Here is a 22,093-nt window from a genome sequence, read left to right on the forward strand (position 1 = left end):
CCTGCAAGCTGTACTGCAGTACCTAGCGGTGCGCCGAGTGGGCTCGGTCGCCGAGGTTCTTGGTGTACTCCCATGCATCGGCGACGATGGTTTCAAGCTCCGTCTGGTTGGGCTTCCATCCGAGCTCGTCCATGGCACGCTGAGAAGAGGCAATAAGGGTTGCCGGATCACCGGCTCTACGCGGTGCATCCTCAGCGGGAATCGGGTGACCGGTGACCTTACGGCAGGTTTCAATGACCTGGCGAACTGAAAAGCCGTCGCCGGAACCGAGGTTAAAGATACGGTGGGTTCCCGGCGTGTTGGACTCTAGTGCCAAGACATGCGCATCGGCGAGGTCTTTGATGTGGATGTAGTCACGCACCGCGGTGCCGTCCGGAGTCGGCCAGTCATTGCCAAAGACCATAATCTTGTCGCGGTGACCGAGCGCAACCTGCAGTACCAGTGGGATGAGGTGAGTTTCCACCTCACGGTTTTCTCCAAAACCGCCCCAGGCACCCGCCACATTGAAATAACGCAAGCTCGTAGCGCCGATGTTGTATGCCTTGGCGTAAGAGGCGATGGCGTAGTCCATGGCCAGCTTGGTGGCACCGTAAGGGTTGGTCGGCGCGGTTGGCATGTCTTCGGTAATTGGTGTCTTCTCTGGCTCGCCGTAGGTTGCAGCTGTCGAAGAGAACACCAGGTTATTCGTACCGGTATCACGCATCGCGTCGAGTAGCTTCAGGGTTTGGCCCACATTGTTGTGCCAGTAGTCGGAAGGAACTTCGACAGACTCGCCAACAAGCGATTTCGCAGCGAAATGAACGACGCCGTCGAAGCTGTCGGAGGACAGAACCTCGTAGGCCTTGTCCGCCACATCGCCTTCGACTAGGGTCGCGCCCTCTGGCACCGCATCACGGTTGCCAACAGAGAAGTTGTCCAGAATGGTGACGTCGTGGCCAAGAGAAATCAATACTGCCGAGCACACGCTACCGACGTAGCCGGCACCACCAGTGACGAGGAGTTTCATTTGATAATCACCATGATTGCGTGAGACAGAGTATCCGGAATGTCAAGAGAATGATCACCACGGGCGAGAGTCACGCGGCCGGCGGCAACCTCGGCAAGTGCCTCAGTACCCGGCATAATTCCAGCCTTGTGGAGACGCTTCATGTAGCTCTGCTCGACCTGCAGGATTTCGTTAATCTGGACGATCTCAACGGTGTACTCGCCGGGGTTTAGATCGGACAGTCGGCGAACGTTCTCTAACGACTCTGGTGACTGAGTCCCACCGAGGTCTCCCAAACCGGGAATCGGATTGCCGAATGGGGAGCGTGTGTAAGAGTCAAGCACGTCGAGAAGTTTGCGCTCGACCTCGTCACTCATTACGTGCTCCCAGCGGCAGGCTTCGTCGTGAACCTTGTCCCATTCGAGGCCAATGACATCCGTAAGTAGGCGCTCAGCTAGGCGGTGCTTACGCATGACAGCCGTGGCCAGCCTGCGGCCCTCGTCGGAAAGCTGCAAGCTGCGATCTGGGGCAACTACGAGAAGGCCATCGCGCTCCATGCGCGCAACGGTTTGGCTAACGGTCGGCCCCGACTGCTCAAGGCGTTCGGCAATGCGAGCACGCAAAGGAATGATGCCCTCTTCTTCGAGTTCGAAAATCGTACGTAAGTACATTTCCGTGGTGTCAACCAAATCCCTCACGGTTTTCCTCCGATAACACAGTCTTAAAAGTTTTCACTCAAGTATTAGGATAACCACACTTGCGCAAGAAAGATGTTAGGGCTCGCAAATCCAGCGGCTTTGGTGCTGATTAGGCAGCGAAAAGCTTGGTTCGGTGGGCGCTGCTGAGACGGAAGGGAGCGTACGCGATGTCGAAAGCTCGACGTGCAGACGAAAACGCCGACCGCCAGTGTGGATGAAACTCCCGCACGGGGTCGGTATTGAAGTCTAGCACTATCTCAGGGCTGAAAGTGGGAACCCTATCGATGTCACCGCCATGTGGCGTTAGTTTGCGTACTCACGCAGCTTGTCAGCACGGTCACCCTCGCGGAGCTTGGACATAACTTCCCGCTCAATCTGGCGGACGCGCTCGCGAGACAGGCCAAAGTGGCGGCCAATCTGATCCAGCGTGCGGGGCAGGCCATCGTCGAGACCGTAGCGGAGCTTAATAACTTCCTGCTCTCGAATCTCTAGAGTGGACAGAACCTTGCGGACATCGTGGTGACGCAGGGAAGCGACAACTGCTTCCTCGGCATCAGTTGCCTCTGAGTCCTCGATGAAGTCTCCCAGAGGAGCTTCCTCATCAGTGCCCACCGGCATGTCCAAGCTCACCGGGTCGCGGGACTGACGCAGCAGCATTTCGATCTTGGCCTCTGGAATGCCGGATTCCTCTGCCAATTCCTCATTCGTAGCCTCACGGCCGAGCTGCTGGTAGAGCTCACGCTTGATACGAGAAATCTTGTTGACCTGCTCAACCAAATGGACGGGGAGGCGAATAGTGCGCGACTGATCAGCCATACCGCGGGTAATAGCTTGGCGAATCCACCACGTTGCGTAAGTGGAAAACTTGAAGCCCTTGGTGTAGTCGAACTTTTCCATGGCGCGGATGAGGCCCAAGTTGCCCTCCTGGATTAGATCCAGCAGTGGCATGCCGCGGTTGGTGTAGCGCTTCGCCAGCGAGACCACAAGACGGAGATTGGCTTCGAGTAGGTGGGCGCGTGCAGCCTTACCTTCCTTTGCCAAAATCTTGACATCACGCTTCTTTGCGCGGGTCATTTTCGCGCCGGTCTGCAGCAAATGCTCGGCGTATACACCGGCTTCAATGCGCTTAGAAAGTTCCACCTCTTCTTCAGCGCTGAGAAGAGCAGTCTTTCCGATGCCGTTCAAATACACACGAACCAAATCGGCGGACGGATTGGAGTTATTGCCAGTGCGGCGCCCCTTGTCCCGTGGCTGACCTTCCAGTTCGTCATTTTGAATATCGGCACTCTTCATGAATCTGCCTCCTGGATTTTTAAGTGGACTCAATAACTACAACGCACGGAGTTACGGAAATGTTCCCGTGAAAGTTGATGAATGTCAATAGGGTAATTTTGCCATGCAAATATAATGTTAAGAAAAACTGCCGCGACTAGCATTCTACGAGAACTGTAAAGGGTCCATCATTGACGGATGTGACCTCCATCATCGCTCCAAATTGTCCCGTTTCGACCGTCAAGCCACGATTGCGCAAGGTCTCGACAATTTTCTCAATGATGGGTTCGGCCTCTGGGCCCGGAGCCGCGTCTACCCACGACGGCCGCCGTCCCTTCTTTGTCGCCCCCATCAACGTGAATTGGCTAACAACGAGCACCGGGGCGCCAGCGTCGACAGCGCTGAGCTCGCCATCCAGAATGCGCAGCTCCGCGATCTTGCGGGCCATCGTTTCCCAAGCATCGGCAGTGTCCTCGCGGCCAACACCTACGAGCGCCAAAATGGCGCCGGTATCGCCTCCGTCAACGTGGCCAACAACGGAGCCGTCGACAGTGACTGACGCGGATTTAACTCGGGTGAGAACGGCTTTCATTTACTGTTTATCCTCCAAGAGCTCGGTGGGGAGAATCAGACCATGGCGAACCAAGTCAACGACGATGGGAACTAGGGCGTCCTTGATTGCAGGGACTTCGGACTCATCAAAGGCTCCAAACATCGCCATGATGTCGATGACGGTGCCCAGAGCAGCTTCGGGATGCAGTGCACCCAGAATGGTTGCGACGGACTCATCGATTGAGTGTGTCCAGGCGGGGCCGTCGGTGCGTGAGATGCGCGTATCGAACTCAGTGAAGCCCTGGCCGCTGTCGACGTCGGCAAGCGAAACGCGTTCTAAGGCGACGCCAGGGCGCAGAGTAAAGGCAGCTTCGAGGATGGTGTCGGCAGTTTGTGCCCGAAGCCATTCGGCGCGGCCGAGATACTCCTCGGCTTCGGCGGCGAAGGGAGCGGCCAAAGGCTGCGGCATTTCTTCGCACACAGCGGAAGTCGGGCCGGCAATGCGTTGGACTGTGATGTAGCCGAACCCGATGCCTGTCACGCCGCTGTTGCGGAAGTGCTCCAGCCAGGCACGGGAGCGCTCGCAGCCCTCCGGGCTGCGGGGGTCGATGGACTCGTCTCGAAGCCAGGTGCCAATGTATTCCGCCGGCGTGGCGACATCTCGTTGTGTTACCCACACTTCGAGGCCTTCAGCAGGGAGCCAAGAGGCGATGCGCTGTTGCCAACTTTCGCCCTCGATATGGGCCCAAGCGCCGAGCAGATGCGCCGTGCCGCCGTCGGTGAGATGGTCGGCCAGACCGCGGATCATAAGCTCGGTGGCACCGTCCAGATTCAATCCTGAGTCACGGTAAACATGTTCCACACTTGGCAGCCCTACGACGAACGGCGGGTTTGCCACAATGCGGTCAAACTTCTTGGCTGCAACCGGTTCAAACCAGGATCCTTCGAGGGCCTGCGCCTGGTCGAAGCCATTAGCTGCGAAAGTAGCGCGGGCAAAAAACAGCGCCCGGGGGTGAATGTCCGTCGCGACAATCGACTTTGCATCCGGCTGGGCAAGACTCTGGACGCCACAACCGGCACCGAGGTCGAGTACGGATTCCACCGCCGAGGTCGGCGAAATATCGAGGAGGGAGCGGGAAGCCCGCCCCACGCCCAAGACATGATCGGGTCCAGGAACGTGATCGCTCATAGAGGCATCGCGGTCGGAAAAGACAATACGGTCGACTCCCGCAATCTCGACCGGGCGCACATCTATACACACCTGTGCGTTGGTGGCGGTGCCGGCAAGTATGCCGCTGCCCAGTAACTTGGCTGTCAGCTCAGCCCCAAATAGCTGCTGTGCGTCGGCGAAATCGCCCAGGATGAAAAGACGCAACGCGGTCACAGTGTCCGCAGAAACGCCCTCAGTTTCGGTAAGCAGAACATCGACAACGCCGGGCTCACCGCGGTCCAGCGCTGCCAGTCCCTCGGCGCCTAGGACTCGACGCAGTGACTCACTGGAAAACTCAAGGCGCCTGAGCGCGGTGGCAAATTCCTCCGCACAGTCGACAAAATCACGAAGCTGCTGATCAGTCGGTGGGGTGAAGGTGGAGGGGGAAAAGGTCATTGTAGGCACTACCTTCGTCGTAAAGCGGGGCGGAGGGGGCTAGTTAGGGGAGCTTGACGACGGATCGTCGTCTTCCGGCATATCGATGACATTTGCATCATCGAAGGGGGGTGAGATGGTCTCGTTACCGGACTGCGGCCGTGCGTCGGTGTCTTCGGTACTGGCGGCAGAACCGAGCGCGCGCATCTCTGCTTCCTTGAGGGCGCGCTGGCGTTGCTGCTCCTCCCATTTGCGGTTTTGCTCGCGTACAACTCCAGGCTTGTAGACGCGCGGCTTACGCTTGTCAGCGGGTTCTCCAACGCCATTGGCGATGACAACCGCGATCCACGGCATGGGTACGGAGACGACCATGAGAATCGCTGCAATCCACGGCACATCCCACCACAGATAAAAAGCGCCGGAAAGAAGCAGCAGCGGAATGCGAGACCATTGCAGGGCCGCGTAGACGTGGCGGCGGTGGTCATAGTTGCGAATCCGAGAGCCGCGGGCGTCGGTAATCAACGCCGCGTCTTTCTTGCGTCGCCGGGAACTTCCGCGTTTCGGCAGCGCGGAGTCGCGACGGTCATTGATTCGCGCCATGGTTGTCTAGCATACGCCTGTGGCGTGGGGTCGTCTCAACTAGCTATGTCCGTTGCAGCCGCATGCTCGCGTAGTCGTAGCGATGTTGTGGATGGCTGTGGAAGGCAGCAGTCAGCAGCGGCCAGCACCTGGGTCACTGGGCATAATTTGACCGATGGGGCACAATTGGAATCTGTGAGCACTCCATTGAAGACGACAAAGACGATTGAACGCACCGATACCCGCGTCGATGAGTCGACGAGGGACGATACCCCGAAGTTCTTCCATTACGTCAAGAAGGACCAGATCGTGAACTCCGCGGTCAACGGCTCCTACGTCGTTGCTCTGTGCGGTGAAACCTTCCCTGTGAAGAAGTCGGCGAAGCCGGGTTCACCGGTATGCCCTGACTGTGAGCGGATTTACAAGTCCCTGCGTCGCAAGTGAGCGGGCTTCGTAAATGGCAGCAGGAGGCTCTCGACAAATACCTGGCGACTAACCCCAAGGACTTCCTTGCAGTGGCGACACCGGGCGCAGGTAAGACGACCTTCGCCCTGCGTATCGCCAGTGAGTTGCTGTCGCGCCGGATCGTCGAGCGCATCATCGTCGTGGTTCCCACTGAGCACCTGAAAGTGCAGTGGGCTGCTTCCGCTGCTCGTTCGGGGATTGCGTTGGATCCCAAATTCACCAACGCCAAGGGTGTGGTAAACCCCTCCTACCAGGGAATTGTTGTGACCTACGCCCAAGTCGCAGTGCATCCGTTTAAGCACCATGCCGTAGCCACCGCTCGGCCGACATTGGTGATTCTGGACGAGGTGCACCACGGCGGCGATGCCAAGAGCTGGGGCGACGGTATTTCCGAAGCTTACGGCGATGTCGAACGCCGCCTGTGCCTAACTGGTACGCCGTTCCGCTCCGATGACGCGGCGATTCCGTTTGTTCGCTACTCGCCGGACGGCGATGGTTACTCGCGTTCCGTCGCCGATTACACGTACGGCTATTCCAATGCGCTTGCCGACGGCGTCGTGCGCCCAGTGGTCTTTTTGGCTTATTCCGGTGAAGCTCGCTGGCGTGATAGCGCGGGTGATGAGTTCGCTGCGCGACTGGGCACCGTGATGAGCCCAGAGGAGACCACGCGTGCTTGGCGCACCGCGCTTGACCCAAAGGGCGAGTGGATGCCATCTGTGCTGCGGGCAGCGCACACCCGTCTCTCGCAGATGAGGCAGCATATCCCGGACGCGGGTGGTCTGGTCATCGCCTCCGATGCGGCAACTGCTCGTGCGTACAAACGCATTCTCGAGCAGATTGCCTCTACGCCGGTGGCGTTGGTGCTCTCGGATGAACCGGGCTCGTCGGAACGAATCAAGACTTTCTCCGAGTCCACCGATGAGTGGATGGTGGCCGTGCGCATGGTCTCCGAAGGCGTGGACGTGCCGAGGCTGGCGGTCGGCGTGTACGCGACCAGTTCCTCGACTCCACTATTCTTCGCGCAGGCTATCGGACGATTCGTGCGAAGCCGCATGCCAGGGGAGACTGCTTCGGTCTTCTTGCCGTCGATCCCGGTGCTGCTCGACTTGGCCTCGCAGATGGAGGTGCAGCGCAACCACGTGCTCGGCAAGCCGGATCGGCCTTCGGAAGGCTGGGAAGATGACTTGGTCGCTGAGGCCAATCGCCGCAAGGATGAGCCCGACGAATTGCTGCCGGCCTACGAATCCATTGGCGCGGATGCTGAACTTGACTACCTCATCTACGACGGCTCCTCCTACGGCACCGCAACCGTTGCCGGTTCCGCCGAAGAGGCCGATTATCTGGGTTTGCCAGGGCTTCTCGACGCCGATCAGATGCGACTCTTGCTGCGTCAGCGGCAGGATGAACAGCTTAAAGCCGCCAGTGCCCGAGAGAAGGAAGCCCGCGAGGAGGCGAGGGAATCGTCGTCAAGCGGGGGCGAAGGGGGCGCGGTGCACCGGATTGAGGGATCAGCGTACCCAAGGCCGCAGAAGGTGGCCAGTGAGGTGTTGCCGAAGTTACGGAAGGAGCTCAATACGCTGGTGTCGATGACAGCGGCGCGAACCGGTAAGCCACATGGTCAAGTGCATAACGAGGTTCGGCGCGCCTGTGGTGGCCCGCCGACTGCGCTATGTACCGAGGAACAGTTGCGTGATCGCATCAGCTACCTGCGTAATTGGTAGGGTTTCAAACGAACTGAGCAATCTATGGTGGAGAGAAGAATGTCGGCAAGCAGTGATAAGTCGAGGCCGTCGGAATTGACCGGCGGTGGTTTGTCGGCTGTACCAGGCAATGACGGTCGGACTATTGGCGTGCTGGCGCTGATCTTTGGCGTCGGCGGACTCTTGATGTCCTGGATGATTGTTGGTGGCATCCTCGGTGTCTTTGGCATTGTTCTAGGCATCATCGCGATGGCGAAGGCAATGAGTGCGAAGAAGCGCGTGCAGGCAGCTGGGGGAGACGCGGTCATCAGCGGTTCGTTCGGATTGGGCGTGGTCGGCATTGTGACGGGTATTGCGGCCGCCGTGGTGTCGCTGATGCTGTATTCGTCGACATCAGATGCGATGTCGAAGTGCGAGAAGTTCGAGCGCACCTCTGGAGAGTATGCCGAGTGCATCTCTAAGCAGATGGGTACTGATCAGCCAATGAAGCAATCGGAGTGAGTTCGGAAGCGACATCAATGGCGGTCTTACTTTGTGCCCGGAGTTTTCGGTCAACGCCAAATACGCAATCAGGAAATGAGCTAACCCCGTAATCCACCCCCGAAGCCCAACTGCCTGCAGTTTCGGCCGGGGGTTTCTTAGTGAAATCTCATATTTGGCCGAGTGTTGGTAATGATATTGGTGTCAGAAAGTACCCACATTTGGCATCCCCTACATGCGGTAAACGTTTGAACACGCGTGCAATACAGGATGTCTGCTGATTATTAAATAGGAGCGTGAATCGTGGCAGCGACATCTACGCGCGACAACTCCCCGGAACTGTCACCGGGCCAACAAGACCGTGGATACCTCAGCCGGGAGCTTTTCCGTAAGCGCACCGGTCTAGGACTCGGTATCATCCTGGCCCTGCTCGTGTACTTCTTTATGCCGGCTGAGCTCGATCACAACCTGCGTGCAACCGCAGGTGTAGCAGTGCTTATGGCCGTGTGGTGGATGTCCGAGGCTATCCCGATTGCCGTTACGGCTCTGCTGCCGCTGGCTCTATTCCCGATTCTCAACCTCGCTGAGATTAAGGATTTCTCGGGCAAGTACACAGACCCGACCATCTTCCTCTTTATGGGCGGCTTCCTGTTGGCGCTGGCGATGCAGCGTTGGAACCTCCACAAGCGCGTCGCATTGTGGGTTCTGGTGCTCATGGGGTCGTCACCAAAAATGCTGATTCTCGGCTTCATGGTGGCTACTGGCTTCCTGTCGATGTGGGTCTCCAACACGGCCACGGCCGTGATGATGCTGCCAATCGGTGTGTCCGTCCTGAGCCTCATTGTCCGAATGCTGCACGATGAAAAGGTTGCTGCAGAGGATACGGGCTCTGCGAGTGAATCCGTCGCTGAAACCCCCGGTGGGGATGCGCTGGAGGAGGCCGAGGAGTCGTCGTCAAGCTATGACCCGATGCCAAAGTCAAACTTCGGTATCGCGCTGATGCTGGGTATCGCTTACGCGGCATCGATTGGTTCGCTGGGCACCATTATTGGTACTCCTCCGAACGCTATGCTGGCGGCCTACATGGCGGAGCAGGGAGTCAATATTGGGTTTGGCCAGTGGATGCTGCTCGGTGTCCCGGTGGCGGTTGTGCTCATGCTCTGTGCATGGTTCCTGCTGACAAATGTTCTGTTTAAGCCGGAGATTACGCATATTCCAGGTGGGCGCGAACTCATGCGTGACGAGTTGAAGCGCCTTGGCCGTATGTCGACTGGAGAGCGCCGAGTGCTCCTGGTGTTTATCGCGGCGGCACTGGCGTGGGTCTTTGTTCCGGTGCTGCTGCCCGACACCAAGATTGCCGATGCGGTTATCGCAATGACCGTGGGTATTGCGCTGTTCATTATTCCGGGCGGTCCTGATGGCGTTAAGCTTATGCGTTGGGAAAATGCGTTAGAGCTGCCGTGGGGCGTGCTGCTGCTGTTCGGTGGTGGCCTCGCACTGTCCTCGCAGTTCGGTGCCTCTGGGCTGTCGGACTGGATTGGCGAGCAGCTGTCTACTCTCGGCTGGATGCCAGTGGCTGCACTCGTGGTTGTCGTCGGCGCCGTTGTGCTGTTCCTGACCGAGTTCACCTCTAACACCGCGACGGCCGCGACCTTCCTGCCGCTGGTTGGTGCGATGGCAATCGGTCTGGGCCACGACCAGATGATTTTCGCCGTTCCAGTTGCACTGGCAGCTACTTCGGCCTTCATGATGCCGGTTGCAACACCGCCGAACGCCATCGCCTACGGCTCCGGCTACGTCAGCATGGACAACATGGTCAAGGCCGGTGTTTGGCTGAACGTCGTCGCACTGATCGTGATTTCTGTGGCATCGCTGACGCTGCTGCAGTGGGTATTCGGCGTCGTGTACTAGCTGGGTATGTAGTAGCCCGTAGTGGATGGTGGGGCAGCGCGCTGAACCGCCACCGGACTGCTTCGCCTAGCGTTGCTCAGATACTCCTTCGCCCCGTTCCACTTCGGTGGTCCGGGGCTTTTGGCTGCAAATGTGAAACTGTGTGAGTTTATGACACTTTCAGGCCATTTTTTAGGCTATTTTTGACATAAACGCAGTCAGTAACTCACTAGCGCTGACACCAAAAGAAGAATCGGGCTTGAATAAGGTGTGAAACCTCATTCAAGCCCGATTTTTCTAGTCAAGCAGTTAGCCCCTGAACAACTCCAGGTTAAAGCTTTACTCCAAGTAGTCGCGCAGCACCTGCGAGCGCGACGGGTGACGCAGCTTGGACATCGTCTTGGACTCAATCTGACGGATGCGCTCGCGTGTCACACCGTAGACCTGACCAATCTCGTCCAGGGTACGTGGCATGCCGTCGGTAAGGCCGAAGCGCAAGCGGACGACACCGGCTTCACGTTCGGAGAGAGTTTCCAGGACGTCGCCAAGCTGATCCTGGAGGAGCGTGAAGCTGACGGCGTCCACGGCGATAACTGCCTCGGAGTCCTCGATGAAGTCACCGAGCTGAGAGTCACCCTCGTCGCCGATGGTCTGGTCCAGGGAAATCGGTTCACGAGCGTACTGTTGAATCTCGAGAACCTTTTCCTCGGTGATGTCCATTTCCTTGGCGAGCTCTTCCGGGGTGGGCTCGCGGCCCAGATCCTGAAGCAGTTCACGCTGGATACGACCGAGCTTATTAATGACCTCGACCATGTGAACCGGAATACGAATGGTTCGAGCCTGGTCGGCCATTGCACGAGTAATGGCCTGGCGAATCCACCACGTTGCGTAGGTGGAGAACTTGTAGCCCTTGGTGTAGTCGAACTTCTCGACGGCGCGAATCAGGCCGAGGTTGCCCTCCTGAATCAAGTCGAGGAAAGCCATGCCACGGCCGGTGTAGCGCTTTGCCAGGGACACCACAAGACGGAGGTTGGCTTCGAGCAGGTGATTCTTGGCGCGCTGACCGTCACGAGAAATCTCGCGCAAGTCGCGCTTTTGAGCGTAAGCGATGCGCTCGCCGGCTTCCTTGGCCTCGTCAATCTTGTACTGCGCATACAGACCGGCCTCGATGCGCTTTGCCAGACTGACTTCTTCCTCGGCAGTCAGCAGCGCGACCTTACCAATCTGCTTGAGGTAGGCGCGGACAGAGTCGGCGGAGGCGGTGAGGGCAGCATCTTTGCGGGCCTGACGCAGACGAGCGGACTCGTCCTCGTTCCAGACCTCGTCGCCCTCGTCCTCTTCATCCTCGTCTTCGTCCTCGTCGTCCTCTTCTTCATCATCGTCGAGGTCGTCGTCTTCGAGGTCGTCATCATCCAGATCGTCGTGAAGATCATCGTCTTCGAGATCATCATCCAGATCCGGGTCGTAGTCCTGCTCCTGCTCCAAGTCGTGGTCGAGTTCCTCGTCCTCGAGCTCTTCGTTCTCAGTTGCGTCGAGAGCTTGCGCGTCCTTCGCCTTCGCTGCAGCAGCCTTGGCCGCGGTGGCCTTCGCAGCCGTTGTCCGCTTAGTTGCCTTCTTGGCGGCGGCCTTACGCGTGGTTTTCTTAGCGACGGACTTCTTGGCCGCCTTCTTCACGGTCTTCTTGGCCGCTGCCTTCTTAGCGGTCGTCTTCTTCGCCGCAGTTTTGGTAGCAGCCGTCTTTTTGGCAGCAGTCTTCTTCGCGGCAGTCTTCTTTGCCACGGTCTTCTTCACTGCCTTCTTGATGGCCTTCTTTACAGCCTTCTTTGCAGGAGTAGCTGAACCGGTGCCACTCCCGGTGGATTGGTCCTGAGCTTGCCCCAGTTCGTTGCCTGCCACGAACGCCCTTTCACGATGTACGTTGTGTGCGCCGCCAAAGCCGCCGCCAGCTTCTCTCGGTCGAAGAGAAGCTCAACGCGCCAGTGGTGCGCCTTTACTTCGTCTATAGCCAACTAGCCGAATGGAAAACATTCAGAGCTGACCTTTTCGTGCCACGGTCATCAGTGTTGCTTTCTGGCTCCTAGCGAAGAAGTAATCGGTGAAAATCCTCATCGAAGCAGTGCGCTGGAATTCGATTTTCCCAATCCTCCTCGAGCCTGTTGATTATTCAACCTTGCCGTGAGTCAACTTCTTATTGTAAACCAATTCTTAAAACCGCCGCCACGGGGCATGGCTTCAAGCACGTGTCACGCCCGACACGTAGCTACCAATCCCCATATAAGAAATGAAAGTGGTTAAGGGTAAAGTCCCTGGTCAGCTGCAAAGGCGGCGCCAGCAATACCCGCATTATTATCCAGACTTGCGGGGACAACTGGAGTCTTACATGTCAACAGCGGAATCCACTTTTCGTGTTCGCGACTGATTCCGCCGCCGACGATGATCCGTGACGGCCAAAACAGTGCCTCGTAGGTCTTAAGCACCTTGCTCACGCGCTCAGCCCACTCTTCGAAGCCGAGCCCCTCCACATCCTTAACTCTCGCGGATGCAAAGTGTTCGGCCTCCATGCCATCAATGATGAGGTGGCCTAACTCCGAATTGGGGTAGAGCAGTCCGTCATGAATAAGCGCGGAGCCGATGCCTGTACCAAAAGTTAGCAACAACACGGCGCCTGTCTTATTGCCCGGATCGCCAAACTGGACTTCAGCGAGGCCGGCAGCGTCAGCGTCGTTAAGCACGTGCGCCTTGTTGTTGGGCAGGTATTTAGCGAAGAGCTCTTGGCAGTTCGTATTAACCCAAGAACCGTCAATATTGGCGGCCAGCAAGGCAATCTGATTCTGTACGACGGACGGAATCGTGATGCCGACATCGGAATCCCACTTCGCAATGTCCACAATTTCTGCAATGGTCTCCGCAACCGCTTCCGGAGTTGCCGGCTGTGGCGTGAAAATCTTAATGCGGTTGCCAATAAGCTGCCCAGTATCAAGATCCACGCGGCCCCCTTTGATTCCAGAGCCTCCGACGTCGATGCCAAATCCAATTCGTTGTCCCATAGCTCAAATTGTACGAAACAGACACAATGGGGGCATGAGCATGAACTCGCGTGGCACCGAACAACTCGCTAGCAGGGCAGATAATAGGGGGTTTAGTGCGTCGAATAGCCCCGGTTCCGTGCGACCCAGCGTCAGGGATCTGCGTGACCGCGCGGTACTTATCGCCCGCGCAGCCGCGGCGCACATCGCCAGTCGTCGGGTCGAACTCGGCTCCGATGGCGTTTTAGCAAGTTCCGAAACGAAGTCCTCAGCTGTAGACCCCGTCACCGTTGTCGACCGTGAATCTGAGGAGCTCATTCGTTCGCTTATCAAGACGTTTAGCAGCTCTGACCGCATTTTGGGCGAAGAAGGCGGGCTTGACGACGGCGCGAGTTCCCCAGCGCAGGCTGCCAACGAGGGCGAAGCGGTGACCTGGATTGTAGACCCCATCGACGGTACGGTGAATTTCCTCTACGGCATGCCCAATTTTGCTGTGAGTATCGCTTGCGCCGTAGGCGATGAGGTAGTGGCGGGTGCAGTGGCAAATGCGTCCTCGGGAGAGATTTACAGTGCAGCTAAGGGAGAGGGCGCTCAGGTTTCTCGACGGGACGGCACTGTGCAGACGCTTAGTTGTTCCCCAACGGCCGAGCTGGAAAAGACACTTGTGGCAACGGGATTCAGCTATTCCGCTAGTCTCCGGCAGGTGCAGGGCCGGATAGCGTCGCAGTTGCTGGGGGAGTGTCGAGATATTCGGCGCATGGGATCGGCGGCGCTGGATTTGTGCATGGTGGCGCACGGCCGTGTTGATGCGTATTACGAACACGACATCAAGATTTGGGATTATGCAGCTGGTGCTCTGATTGCGGCTGAAGCAGGCGCAAGGATTAGGGTCCCGGAATTCACTCAGTGTGCCAACGTTACTGGCCGGCCGGAGGGAGACCCGCTCGACTTTGGTGTCGGTGCGGCGAACTCTGAAGTTGCCGATGCGTTCTTCGAGGCATTGGATGGTGCTATCGCGAAGGCTAGGAATTAGTGCGTCGGTCTAGGAGCAGGTGCTCGAGCCTAACGAGCTCAACCCCTCTAGGTCGGCTTGTTCGCCACGGTTCAATGCGGACATCGTTTCCTCAACCTGGCTGGCTACTTCGAGATCCTTAAACCCCTTACCCAAGGACACATCGACGGTTGCATCCGGCCGACCATCGTGGATGAGCTCAAAGCAGGGGAAAAGAGCGTGAAGCGCCGCGGCGTGGCCATTGAAGTCCTCGCCATAACGCAGCTGGCCGAAGCAACCGAGGTCTTGGTTTTCCACAATAGGGTCGTTGCCGTAGGGAACCTGCTCATCGAGGACAAAATCGAGCTGCCGCAATTGCTCGGCGACGGTTGTAGCCTGGCCGACTTTGCCGTTGGCATTATAAACGCGCACATGAACATCCGACGGTGGAACGACGTGCTCTCCGATTAGCGTGGTGGAGGAAACAGGGGCCCCAGCCGCGGGGAGGGAACAGGACACCGGATAACTTGCCGGTTGGCTGCGGAATGCCAATACCCACAACGTAGCGGCAATCACTACAGCAACGACGGAAACCACCACGTAGGGAACAATTTTTCGTCGATGTGATGCGCTCGTAATGCTCGCGGGGCCTGAACTCATAGCCATCATGTTATCCTCTCCTCGGCTTATGGGCATAGAAACCTATTCTGACCTGCAGAGATGACAGATTGCGTGAATTGCCTTAATATCCGCTGAGAAAGGCGCTGGAGAGTACAGGGTGTCAATCGTCTCAACGCGTTGTATTCTCCGAGAAAAAGTCAGTTCACAATGTCTAGCAAAGGTCCAGAAAGAAGGTTTGGGACATGGCTGTAAACTACGATGCCCCGCGTACTCGTGAAACCGAAGAGCTGGAGACCGATTCCCTCGAGGGCCTTCAGGCTGCATCTGCTGAGAAGGAAATCGACGACACTGACGACGGCGAAATTGTTGAGCCGTTCGAGTTGCCGGTTGCCGACATCGCGGGTGAAGAATTCGATATGGATGTTGCCCCGAAGGGGGAGGATGAATTCACCTGTGGCTCCTGCTTCATGGTGATGCACCGCTCAATGATCGCAATCGATAACGGCGATGGATTCCCCATCTGTCAGGACTGTGCCTAATCCCCGCACAGCCGGGATAGCTTCCTAGGAAAAAGGAAAACCGCCACTACCACGGTTCTGGCGGCGCTGGGGCCGTCGGCAAGCGTGTAGCGGCGGTGAGAGATTTGACCTAGCGGTCGAAGAGACTGTCAAGCAGTGCCTCGGGGTGGCGGGTGGAGACCAGCCAATAGGGGGTGGGGTCGTCCGGATCGTCGAGGACTAGCAGCACCATCGTGGGAATCCACGTGTGTGTAACCAGGAACGCTGCTGGATCGAGCTGACGGCCCAACGCATTGCGCTGCGCGGACTTCGGGACCACCAGGGATTTGGCAACAACCGATGCTGGCAAAACTGCCGTGCCAGCGTGAAGCCAGCGTTCACCAGTGCTGTCCACTTCCACGGACACCGTGGTCTTCGACATAGTCAACAGCACCCACACGCCCACGGCCAGACAAATAATGCCGCCGATGACAAGCCAAATCGGTGAACGGTTAAAGCCAATCTGGGCCGTGCATACAAAAACGGCAGCAGCGCCGAGTACCCAGAACCACCAGGGAACCCAGAGCTTTTCGGAATAGACAATCGATGAATCTCCGCTCGAGCTCATTGCTATTGCCGCACCTTCAGAGACGGATGCTGAGCTGTCGTCGCGACGAGGCTGCAGGTTATCTTTTCCACTCACGGTTATCCATTCTAGGGCACGGCTATGCTCGGTACTGACAAGGCCGAAGTGCGGTTCTTAAAAGACGCGACAGCGAAGGATATACAAAGAGATGACTTATGCCCCGGTGCAAGTGAAAAAGCTCGCTAAAGACGCTGTGATTCCCCAGCGTGCGCATGCCGATGATGCCGGTGTGGATTTGAGCTCAGTGGAGGATGTCATCCTAGCACCAGGGCAGCGGGCGCTCGTGGGAACCGGTATTGCCATTGCTTTGCCGGCGGGCACAGTGGGATTGGTTCATCCTCGCTCCGGATTGGCTTTCAAAAAGGGGCTGTCCATCGTCAACGCTCCCGGCACGATTGATGCCGGTTACCGTGGTGAGCTTAAAGTCTGCCTGATCAACTTGGACCCGACCAATGCGGTGGAGATCGCCAAGGGCGATCGAATTGCCCAATTGGTTGTGCAGAAGGTCGAGCTCAGCCCGCTGGTGGAAGTCGATGAGCTCGATGAAACTGAACGCGGCGTGGGAGGTCACGGGTCAACCGGAGTGTCCACGACGCTTTAAAACGCCTCTGACAGCGCGGGGCCCCTACCAAGTGTGGTTCAATGCGTGAAGAGCTCAATAAAGCGTTTACAAAAGCGTATACAAAGATTTCTTTTTAGCGAGGTGTCAATAAACCACCATGTGGCCATTTGGAAAGAAGAACCAGCCAGAAGAACCAGCTGCTGAGGCAGAGACCGTTGCCACCGACTCTGCGGCGCCAGCTTCTGAGGAGGCTACCGCAACCGTGCATGACGACGCGTCGGAAACCGCCGCGGAGAACGCACCAGCAAACGGCCCCTTCGATATCAACAGCGCTAGCCCGACGCAGTTTGATTTTTCGGACTTCGCGAAGGCCAGCCTGAACCTCGGTTCGATGCTGCTGCCTATTCCTCACGTTGGTGATATTCAGGTGGAGATGGGGCCGACAGGTCCAACCATGCTGCACGTCGCCACTGAGCATGGCCGCGTAACTCCTGTAGCATTCGCTGCTCCGACGTCGGGTGGCCTCTGGGAGGAGTCCGCTCAGGAAATCAAGGACGGTCTTGAGTCCGATGGCCTCGATGTCCATGTCGAGCAGGGGCCGTGGGGTTCTGAGGTCGTAGGTCGCACCTCCGATATGGAAATGCGAATCATCGGCGCCGACGGCCCGCGTTGGATGCTTCGCATGACGGCCTCCGGTCCGGCTGATCGGGCGGAGGAACTTGCGAATCTCGCCCGCGGTCTCCTTGCCCGTAGCTTCGTCTCTCGCGGTGAGAACCCGATGCCAGCAGGTCAGCCGCTTCCGGTTACGCTGCCGTCCCAGATGGCCGAGCAGATTCGTCAGGCATACCAGCAGCAGACCCAGGCTGCTCAAGCTGAAGGTGAACCTGGACAGGTGCCAGGCGCTACTGGTATCAACCCGGATGGTTCCACCAATTAGTTTGGTTAACCCTACAGCATAGAGAGGCTAGCTGCTTGACAAGGTAGAAGAGGATCTGCAGGTGCCACTGTGCACTGCCCGCCGCCGTCACCCGACGGCGGCTTTTCTCTTGTCAGCGGGTAGTATCACACTGCGTGAACATCGAAGTGACTATTGACCGTCCCGCTGCCGGCGGAGAATTCATTGCCAGCTATGACGGACGTATCGGTTTCGTCACCGGCGGTATCCCCGGCGAACGCGTTGTTGTCGAAATTGCCAAACCTGATGCCAAGCTTTGGCGCGGCAATGTCGTTGAGGTTCTGGATGCCTCAGAGCATCGAATTTCGCAGCGTTGCGAAGCAGCTCAGCAGGGCGCGGGCTGTTGCGACTGGGGTTTTATTGATCCTGAGCACGCGGCGCGTCTCAAGGCTGATGTCTTGACCGATTGCCTGCGCCGTCTTGGACGTTTCACCGCCGACGAGCTGCCAGCTATCGATGTTCTTCCACTGGCTCCGACCTCCCGTTGGCGCACGCGCGTGCGGCTGGGTGTGGATTCCCAGGGACGAGCGGGATTACGTCGTTCCCGTTCCCACGAGCTCGTCATCGGCTCCGAGTGCGTCCAAACAGTTCCCAATCTCATCGCTGGCTTTTCGACGGCCGGAACCATCCCTGTTGCTAAGCCTGCTCGCGGTCGAGGGAGCAAGAAGCCGAAGCCAGGAGAACTCCATGTGGCCATGGACACGGAGGGTAACCGAAGTGCTGTATACGTTTCCGGCAGCGGCAGGAACCGCACGCAAACGTTGATTGAAGGCGAGCCAACTACACAGCACACCGTTCACGGAATTACTTTCGATGTGCCGACGACCGGTTTTTGGCAAGCCCATTGCCATGCCCCTGAGTTCTATGGATCGCGCATCATCGACCTGTTGGTTGGTCAGTCTTTCTCCTGCGGTTGGGATCTTTACGGTGGCGCAGGCGTTCTGTCGGCGGCACTGCGCAAGCTAGTTGACGCAGAGGGTTCAATTCTCTCTGTCGAGGGTTTTGCCGCGGCCGCGACGGCGGGGCGCAAGGCTTTCACTGCAGCTGACCACAGTGGAAATGCGTCGCCTGCGGCACCAGTCCGGTTCGTAACCGGGGATGTCACCAAGGTAGTGCGCCGCGAAGTTGCTAATGCGGAAACACCAAACCCGGATATCGTCGTTCTCGACCCTCCGCGCTCCGGTGCTGGTAAGGATGCCATTGCCGCTATTGCAGAAGCCAAGCCACGCACGGTCGTACATTTCGGTTGCGATCCGGCGACTTTTGCCCGCGATGCCCGGTACTGGGCTGACTATGGCTACGCGTTCAAACACCTCGAGGTCGTGGACGCATTTGGTCTAACGCATCACTTTGAAACCATCGCGGTGCTGGAGCAGCTGTAGCTAGAGTGGCTGCCGCATGGGCGCAAGAACGTTGGCGCCGATCACGTCGGCAAGCAAATGTGCCTGCCATGGGCGGAAACCCTGTTCCCTGAGGTGAGCGGAGATTTCTGTAACGGCTGGCAGGCCGCCAGCGGAGTTGTCGTGGTGGCGGAATACGAATGAGCCGACTGCGCGACTGTGAATCCACCACACCAGTTCACGTGTCTGCGCGGAAGTGATGAGTGTGTCTTTGCGCAGGTGTATTTGGGCACAGACGTTGTCGATGCAGTCTCGCGTGGTTTCGAAAATCTCGGCGGCTTGTGGGGCATGTTCAGCCCAACGGCGAAAGTGGGGCATCTGGTTGGGAGCCTGCTTCTGGGGCTTCGGCCATGACGACCTGGGTTCCTGACGGGCTTCATTAACGACCTTCAACCAAGCGTCCGCGGCACCGCGACGGCGACGTGGAAATCCACGGATTGCAGTTAGTTCACGCTGCGTACCGGGGAGTTGTTCTGCGATTGTACGTAGAACGCTGTGACCCATGACGTGTGTTGGGGAGACATCACGGCGCTGCGCGATTTCGTCACGCTCAGTCCACAGTGCACGGGCGACGTGAAGTTGTTCGGGAGTGCGCAGCTTCCCAATCCCTTTGAGCCCCTGCCACGAGTGTCCGACGTGCAGACCATCGAGGTATTTACGGTTTAGAGCGAGTTCGCGTTCGCATTCCTGTTCCAGCCATTCCAAACGGTCGAGCTCAGTCAGCGCCTGACAAAGAACCTCGGCGAGTTCGATGAGCAGCTCGACATCCAAGGCTGCGTAGTCCAGCCAATCTGCTGGCAGTGGACGAGTAGACCAATCCTCTCGACCGTGCCCCTTGGCAAGTCCAACTCCGAGGAGTCGCTCTGTCAGAGCTGCTAAGTTGACTCGCTCCAGGCCGAGAAGGCGGCCGGCCAGCTCAGTGTCAATGACTTTGGTGGGGTAGAGACCCAGAGCTGCGAGGCAGGGAAGGTCAGAATGAGCGGCGTGAATAATCCAGGTCAGGTCGTTGACTGAGGAACCGAAAACGGCCATCGCCTTGCGACCATCTTCGGGATCGATGAGAAAGGTGCCCGCTCCACGGCGGCGAAATTGAAGCAAGAAGGCGCGGTCGTCGTAGCGATATGCCGAAGCTCGTTCAGTATCGACTGCGAGCCAACCGTGTCCTTTGGCCAGCTGCTCACCGGCGTCAATAATGTCGTCGATGGCAGAAAGCACGCGTGGAGTTCCCTCGGCTGGGGCAAGTCTTACTTCTACGTCGGGACTAGTTTCCACGTCGGAGCTCATCGCACGCCTCTTCGGTCGTCGGTATCAGCAGTCGCCGGTATCAGCCCAGCAGGGAAACGCCGACGGGTGGCAGACCAGCGACGTTCGCTAGTACCTGAGCGAAGGATTCAACGTGGGTGCGCAGGTCGGTGCCACGAGCAGTCCACGATGCGCGCATTTCTAATTGAAAGGCCTGTGGCTTGCCGCCGATCTCGCCATAGCGGACAGAGTTCGTAGTAGTCACCGTGCCACCCAAGTTCGACAGTTCGGCGTTGTTCTCAGCCAGAGCCTCGGTGAGCCATTGCCAGGCAACCTGGGGAAGCAGCGGATCTTCCGCGAGGGAGGCGTCCATATCCGCCTGGATGTATGCAACCAAGCGCATGTCACCGTCCCAGGTTTCCTCACTGCGGGGGTCATGGAGCAAAATTAAACGACCAAAGGCATCGTCGTCCGAGGACTCGGGGACGATATCAGCTTCGGGCTGCGTGACCTCAAGCGAGACAGCGTGGCTAAACGGTGCCAGCTTCTGCGGTGGCCGAACGGTGCCCAGAGCAATCTCAGGTCGCAGTTCAGCAGAGTGCATTGACTGGACCGCGGCGCGGAAGTTCTGTGGCATTGAATCGGTTCCATTCACGCGCCTGAACTTAGCCATATGACGCTTGCGTTAGTGGGAGGCGCGCCGAAAAGAGTGGGAAGCGACCAAGCGGTTCGTCGAAAACGCACAGCAGGGCGAGCGATTTCCCTGTTCTTAGTACCCCACACATCAATTTCTAAGGTAAGTGGGGCATGATTGTCCGTATGAACAATCGTCGCACTTTGACTGATGCCCCGATTCTTGATGCAGCTTACGGTCGAACTCCGTCGCGCCGCCCGGTGTGGTTTATGCGGCAAGCCGGTCGTTCACTGCCTGAATACCGTGAGGTGCGCAAGGACATCGGTATGTTGGACTCCTGTTTCCGTCCGGAACTGCTCGCTGAGATTACTATGCAGCCGGTACGTAGGCACGACGTTGATGCTGCGATTCTTTTTTCCGATATCGTCGTGCCGCTGAAGGCTGCGGGTGTCAACCTGGATATTGTTCCTGGCCGCGGTCCAGTAATGGATACTCCGGTGCGCTCGGAAGCAGACATCAAGGCTCTACCGGAAGTCACGGAAGAGCAACTCGCTCCGGTGGCCGAGGGTATCGGCCTCATTCTGCAAGAGCTGACTGATACCCAGGCACTCATTGGTTTCGCCGGTGCACCGTTCACCTTGGCGTCGTACCTGATTGAAGGCGGTCCATCCCGCAATCACGAGCGCACTAAGGCGCTGATGCACTCGGACCCTGAATTGTGGGATCACCTGATGCAGAAAATCACTCCGATGGTGATTGCTTTCCTGCGCGCGCAGATTGGCGCTGGTGTGGACGCTATTCAGCTCTTCGACTCCTGGGCTGGCTATCTCACCGAGCGTGATTACCGCCGCTTTGTGTTGCCGTACTCGAAGGAAATCTTCCAGGCTGTCGCCGACGCCGGCATTCCGCGCATCCACTTCGGTGTGGGCACCGGCGAGCTTCTCGGTGCGATGGCTGAAGCCGGCCCAGAAGTCATGGGCGTCGACTGGCGCGTGCCACTGGACGTTGCTGCCAACCGCATTCGTGCCACGCTTTCCGACGTTCACCGAGGCGCAGACCCGGCGGAAAACAGCCTTGCATTGCAGGGCAACCTTGACCCGGCGATTCTCTTTGCCGGTGAAGATGCAATGACCCAAGAGATTCAGCGCATCTGCTCTGAGACGGACCGTGCAATTAAGCGTGGTGACGCCCGTGGACATATCTTCAACTTGGGTCACGGGGTGCTACCGAATACCGATGCCGACGCGATTACGCGCGCCGTTGAGATCATTCACGCAACGTAAAAGCCGACGCAACAGGCGTGTAAAACACGC

The 22,093-nt window shown here is 57.9% G+C and carries 22 protein-coding genes; 10 read left to right on the forward strand and 12 right to left on the reverse strand.

Annotation, left to right across the window (positions count from 1 at the left end):
• Positions 1–22 precede the first annotated feature (22 nt).
• The 6 genes from galE to HMPREF3130_RS04950 form a co-directional block, all read right to left on the reverse strand.
• A complete protein-coding gene (gene galE / locus HMPREF3130_RS04925) occupies positions 23–1,006 on the reverse strand; it encodes a UDP-glucose 4-epimerase GalE (protein WP_069358725.1) in 984 nt (327 codons plus the stop codon).
• A complete protein-coding gene (locus HMPREF3130_RS04930) occupies positions 1,003–1,683 on the reverse strand; it encodes an iron-dependent transcriptional repressor DtxR (protein ID WP_016422643.1) in 681 nt (226 codons plus the stop codon). Before HMPREF3130_RS04930 ends, galE begins: the two co-directional genes overlap by 4 nt.
• Before the next feature lie 303 nt (positions 1,684–1,986).
• The gene (locus tag HMPREF3130_RS04935) at positions 1,987–2,976 is read right to left on the reverse strand and encodes a sigma-70 family RNA polymerase sigma factor (RefSeq protein ID WP_016422644.1); all 990 of its coding nucleotides are present in this window, start codon (positions 2,974–2,976) and stop codon (positions 1,987–1,989) included.
• A gap of 136 nt (positions 2,977–3,112) precedes the next feature.
• Positions 3,113–3,547 carry a D-aminoacyl-tRNA deacylase gene (gene dtd / locus HMPREF3130_RS04940; protein ID WP_070429442.1) on the reverse strand — a complete coding sequence of 145 codons (435 nt, stop codon included), beginning with the start codon at positions 3,545–3,547 and terminating at the stop codon, positions 3,113–3,115.
• Positions 3,548–5,113, reverse strand: coding sequence for a DUF7782 domain-containing protein (locus HMPREF3130_RS04945; protein ID WP_070429443.1), 1,566 nt, complete (start codon positions 5,111–5,113; stop codon positions 3,548–3,550).
• Positions 5,114–5,152: 39 nt separating this feature from the next.
• On the reverse strand, positions 5,153–5,692 hold the full coding sequence (locus HMPREF3130_RS04950) for a DUF3099 domain-containing protein (protein WP_070429444.1): 540 nt from the start codon (positions 5,690–5,692) through the stop codon (positions 5,153–5,155).
• A gap of 174 nt (positions 5,693–5,866) precedes the next feature.
• Between HMPREF3130_RS04950 and HMPREF3130_RS04955 the strand changes: the two genes are divergently transcribed.
• The 4 genes from HMPREF3130_RS04955 to HMPREF3130_RS04970 all read left to right on the forward strand — a co-directional run bounded on the left by HMPREF3130_RS04955 (position 5,867) and on the right by HMPREF3130_RS04970 (position 10,227).
• A complete protein-coding gene (locus tag HMPREF3130_RS04955) occupies positions 5,867–6,115 on the forward strand; it encodes a DUF3039 domain-containing protein (RefSeq protein ID WP_005509477.1) in 249 nt (82 codons plus the stop codon).
• A complete protein-coding gene (locus HMPREF3130_RS04960; RefSeq protein WP_048733265.1) occupies positions 6,112–7,857 on the forward strand; it encodes a DEAD/DEAH box helicase in 1,746 nt (581 codons plus the stop codon). Before HMPREF3130_RS04955 ends, HMPREF3130_RS04960 begins: the two co-directional genes overlap by 4 nt.
• Before the next feature lie 39 nt (positions 7,858–7,896).
• On the forward strand, positions 7,897–8,337 hold the full coding sequence (locus HMPREF3130_RS04965) for a hypothetical protein (protein WP_070429445.1): 441 nt from the start codon (positions 7,897–7,899) through the stop codon (positions 8,335–8,337).
• 282 nt (positions 8,338–8,619) lie between these two features.
• Positions 8,620–10,227 carry an SLC13 family permease gene (locus tag HMPREF3130_RS04970; protein WP_049170921.1) on the forward strand — a complete coding sequence of 536 codons (1,608 nt, stop codon included), beginning with the start codon at positions 8,620–8,622 and terminating at the stop codon, positions 10,225–10,227.
• Between the two features lie 318 nt (positions 10,228–10,545).
• Here HMPREF3130_RS04970 and HMPREF3130_RS04975 read toward each other — a convergent pair whose 3' ends face one another.
• Together HMPREF3130_RS04975 and ppgK are read right to left on the reverse strand one after the other, a co-directional pair.
• Complete coding sequence (locus tag HMPREF3130_RS04975; RefSeq protein WP_049193023.1) at positions 10,546–12,102, reverse strand: RNA polymerase sigma factor; 1,557 nt, start codon at positions 12,100–12,102, stop codon at positions 10,546–10,548.
• A gap of 395 nt (positions 12,103–12,497) precedes the next feature.
• Positions 12,498–13,253: a polyphosphate--glucose phosphotransferase gene (gene ppgK / locus HMPREF3130_RS04980; protein ID WP_069358722.1), complete on the reverse strand. Its 756-nt coding sequence runs from the start codon at positions 13,251–13,253 to the stop codon at positions 12,498–12,500.
• A 118-nt stretch (positions 13,254–13,371) separates the two neighbouring features.
• Here ppgK and HMPREF3130_RS04985 point away from each other — a divergent pair, with 118 nt between their 5' ends.
• Positions 13,372–14,265 carry an inositol monophosphatase family protein gene (locus tag HMPREF3130_RS04985; RefSeq protein ID WP_246815111.1) on the forward strand — a complete coding sequence of 298 codons (894 nt, stop codon included), beginning with the start codon at positions 13,372–13,374 and terminating at the stop codon, positions 14,263–14,265.
• Positions 14,266–14,274: 9 nt separating this feature from the next.
• Here the strand turns inward: HMPREF3130_RS04985 and HMPREF3130_RS11080 are convergent, their stop codons facing one another.
• A complete protein-coding gene (locus HMPREF3130_RS11080) occupies positions 14,275–14,883 on the reverse strand; it encodes a LytR C-terminal domain-containing protein (protein ID WP_160310003.1) in 609 nt (202 codons plus the stop codon).
• 203 nt (positions 14,884–15,086) lie between these two features.
• On the opposite strand from HMPREF3130_RS11080, the gene HMPREF3130_RS04995 reads away from it, so the two are divergent.
• On the forward strand, positions 15,087–15,383 hold the full coding sequence (locus HMPREF3130_RS04995; RefSeq protein WP_016422655.1) for a DUF4193 family protein: 297 nt from the start codon (positions 15,087–15,089) through the stop codon (positions 15,381–15,383).
• Between the two features lie 109 nt (positions 15,384–15,492).
• Here HMPREF3130_RS04995 and HMPREF3130_RS05000 read toward each other — a convergent pair whose 3' ends face one another.
• On the reverse strand, positions 15,493–15,969 hold the full coding sequence (locus HMPREF3130_RS05000) for a DUF3093 domain-containing protein (protein ID WP_049173043.1): 477 nt from the start codon (positions 15,967–15,969) through the stop codon (positions 15,493–15,495).
• 166 nt (positions 15,970–16,135) lie between these two features.
• On the opposite strand from HMPREF3130_RS05000, the gene dut reads away from it, so the two are divergent.
• The 3 genes from dut (at position 16,136) to HMPREF3130_RS05015 (ending at position 18,886) form a co-directional block, all read left to right on the forward strand.
• A complete protein-coding gene (gene dut, locus HMPREF3130_RS05005) occupies positions 16,136–16,588 on the forward strand; it encodes a dUTP diphosphatase (protein ID WP_016422657.1) in 453 nt (150 codons plus the stop codon).
• A 118-nt stretch (positions 16,589–16,706) separates the two neighbouring features.
• Positions 16,707–17,486 carry a DUF3710 domain-containing protein gene (locus HMPREF3130_RS05010; protein WP_049173039.1) on the forward strand — a complete coding sequence of 260 codons (780 nt, stop codon included), beginning with the start codon at positions 16,707–16,709 and terminating at the stop codon, positions 17,484–17,486.
• Positions 17,487–17,620: 134 nt separating this feature from the next.
• Positions 17,621–18,886 carry a class I SAM-dependent RNA methyltransferase gene (locus tag HMPREF3130_RS05015; RefSeq protein ID WP_016422659.1) on the forward strand — a complete coding sequence of 422 codons (1,266 nt, stop codon included), beginning with the start codon at positions 17,621–17,623 and terminating at the stop codon, positions 18,884–18,886.
• On the opposite strand, the gene HMPREF3130_RS05020 is transcribed toward HMPREF3130_RS05015, so the two are convergent.
• Entirely contained in the window at positions 18,887–20,188 is a 1,302-nt protein-coding gene (locus HMPREF3130_RS05020) for an HRDC domain-containing protein (RefSeq protein ID WP_070429448.1), read from the reverse strand.
• Positions 20,189–20,228: 40 nt separating this feature from the next.
• Positions 20,229–20,819, reverse strand: coding sequence for a DUF3000 domain-containing protein (locus HMPREF3130_RS05025; protein WP_042388665.1), 591 nt, complete (start codon positions 20,817–20,819; stop codon positions 20,229–20,231).
• A 134-nt stretch (positions 20,820–20,953) separates the two neighbouring features.
• Between HMPREF3130_RS05025 and hemE the strand changes: the two genes are divergently transcribed.
• Complete coding sequence (gene hemE, locus HMPREF3130_RS05030) at positions 20,954–22,063, forward strand: uroporphyrinogen decarboxylase (RefSeq protein WP_016422662.1); 1,110 nt, start codon at positions 20,954–20,956, stop codon at positions 22,061–22,063.
• The last annotated feature ends 30 nt before the right edge of the window (positions 22,064–22,093 follow it).

The organism is Corynebacterium sp. HMSC14B06, assembly GCF_001807075.1.
In the GTDB taxonomy this organism is placed as follows: Bacteria; Actinomycetota; Actinomycetes; order Mycobacteriales; family Mycobacteriaceae; genus Corynebacterium; species Corynebacterium jeikeium_D.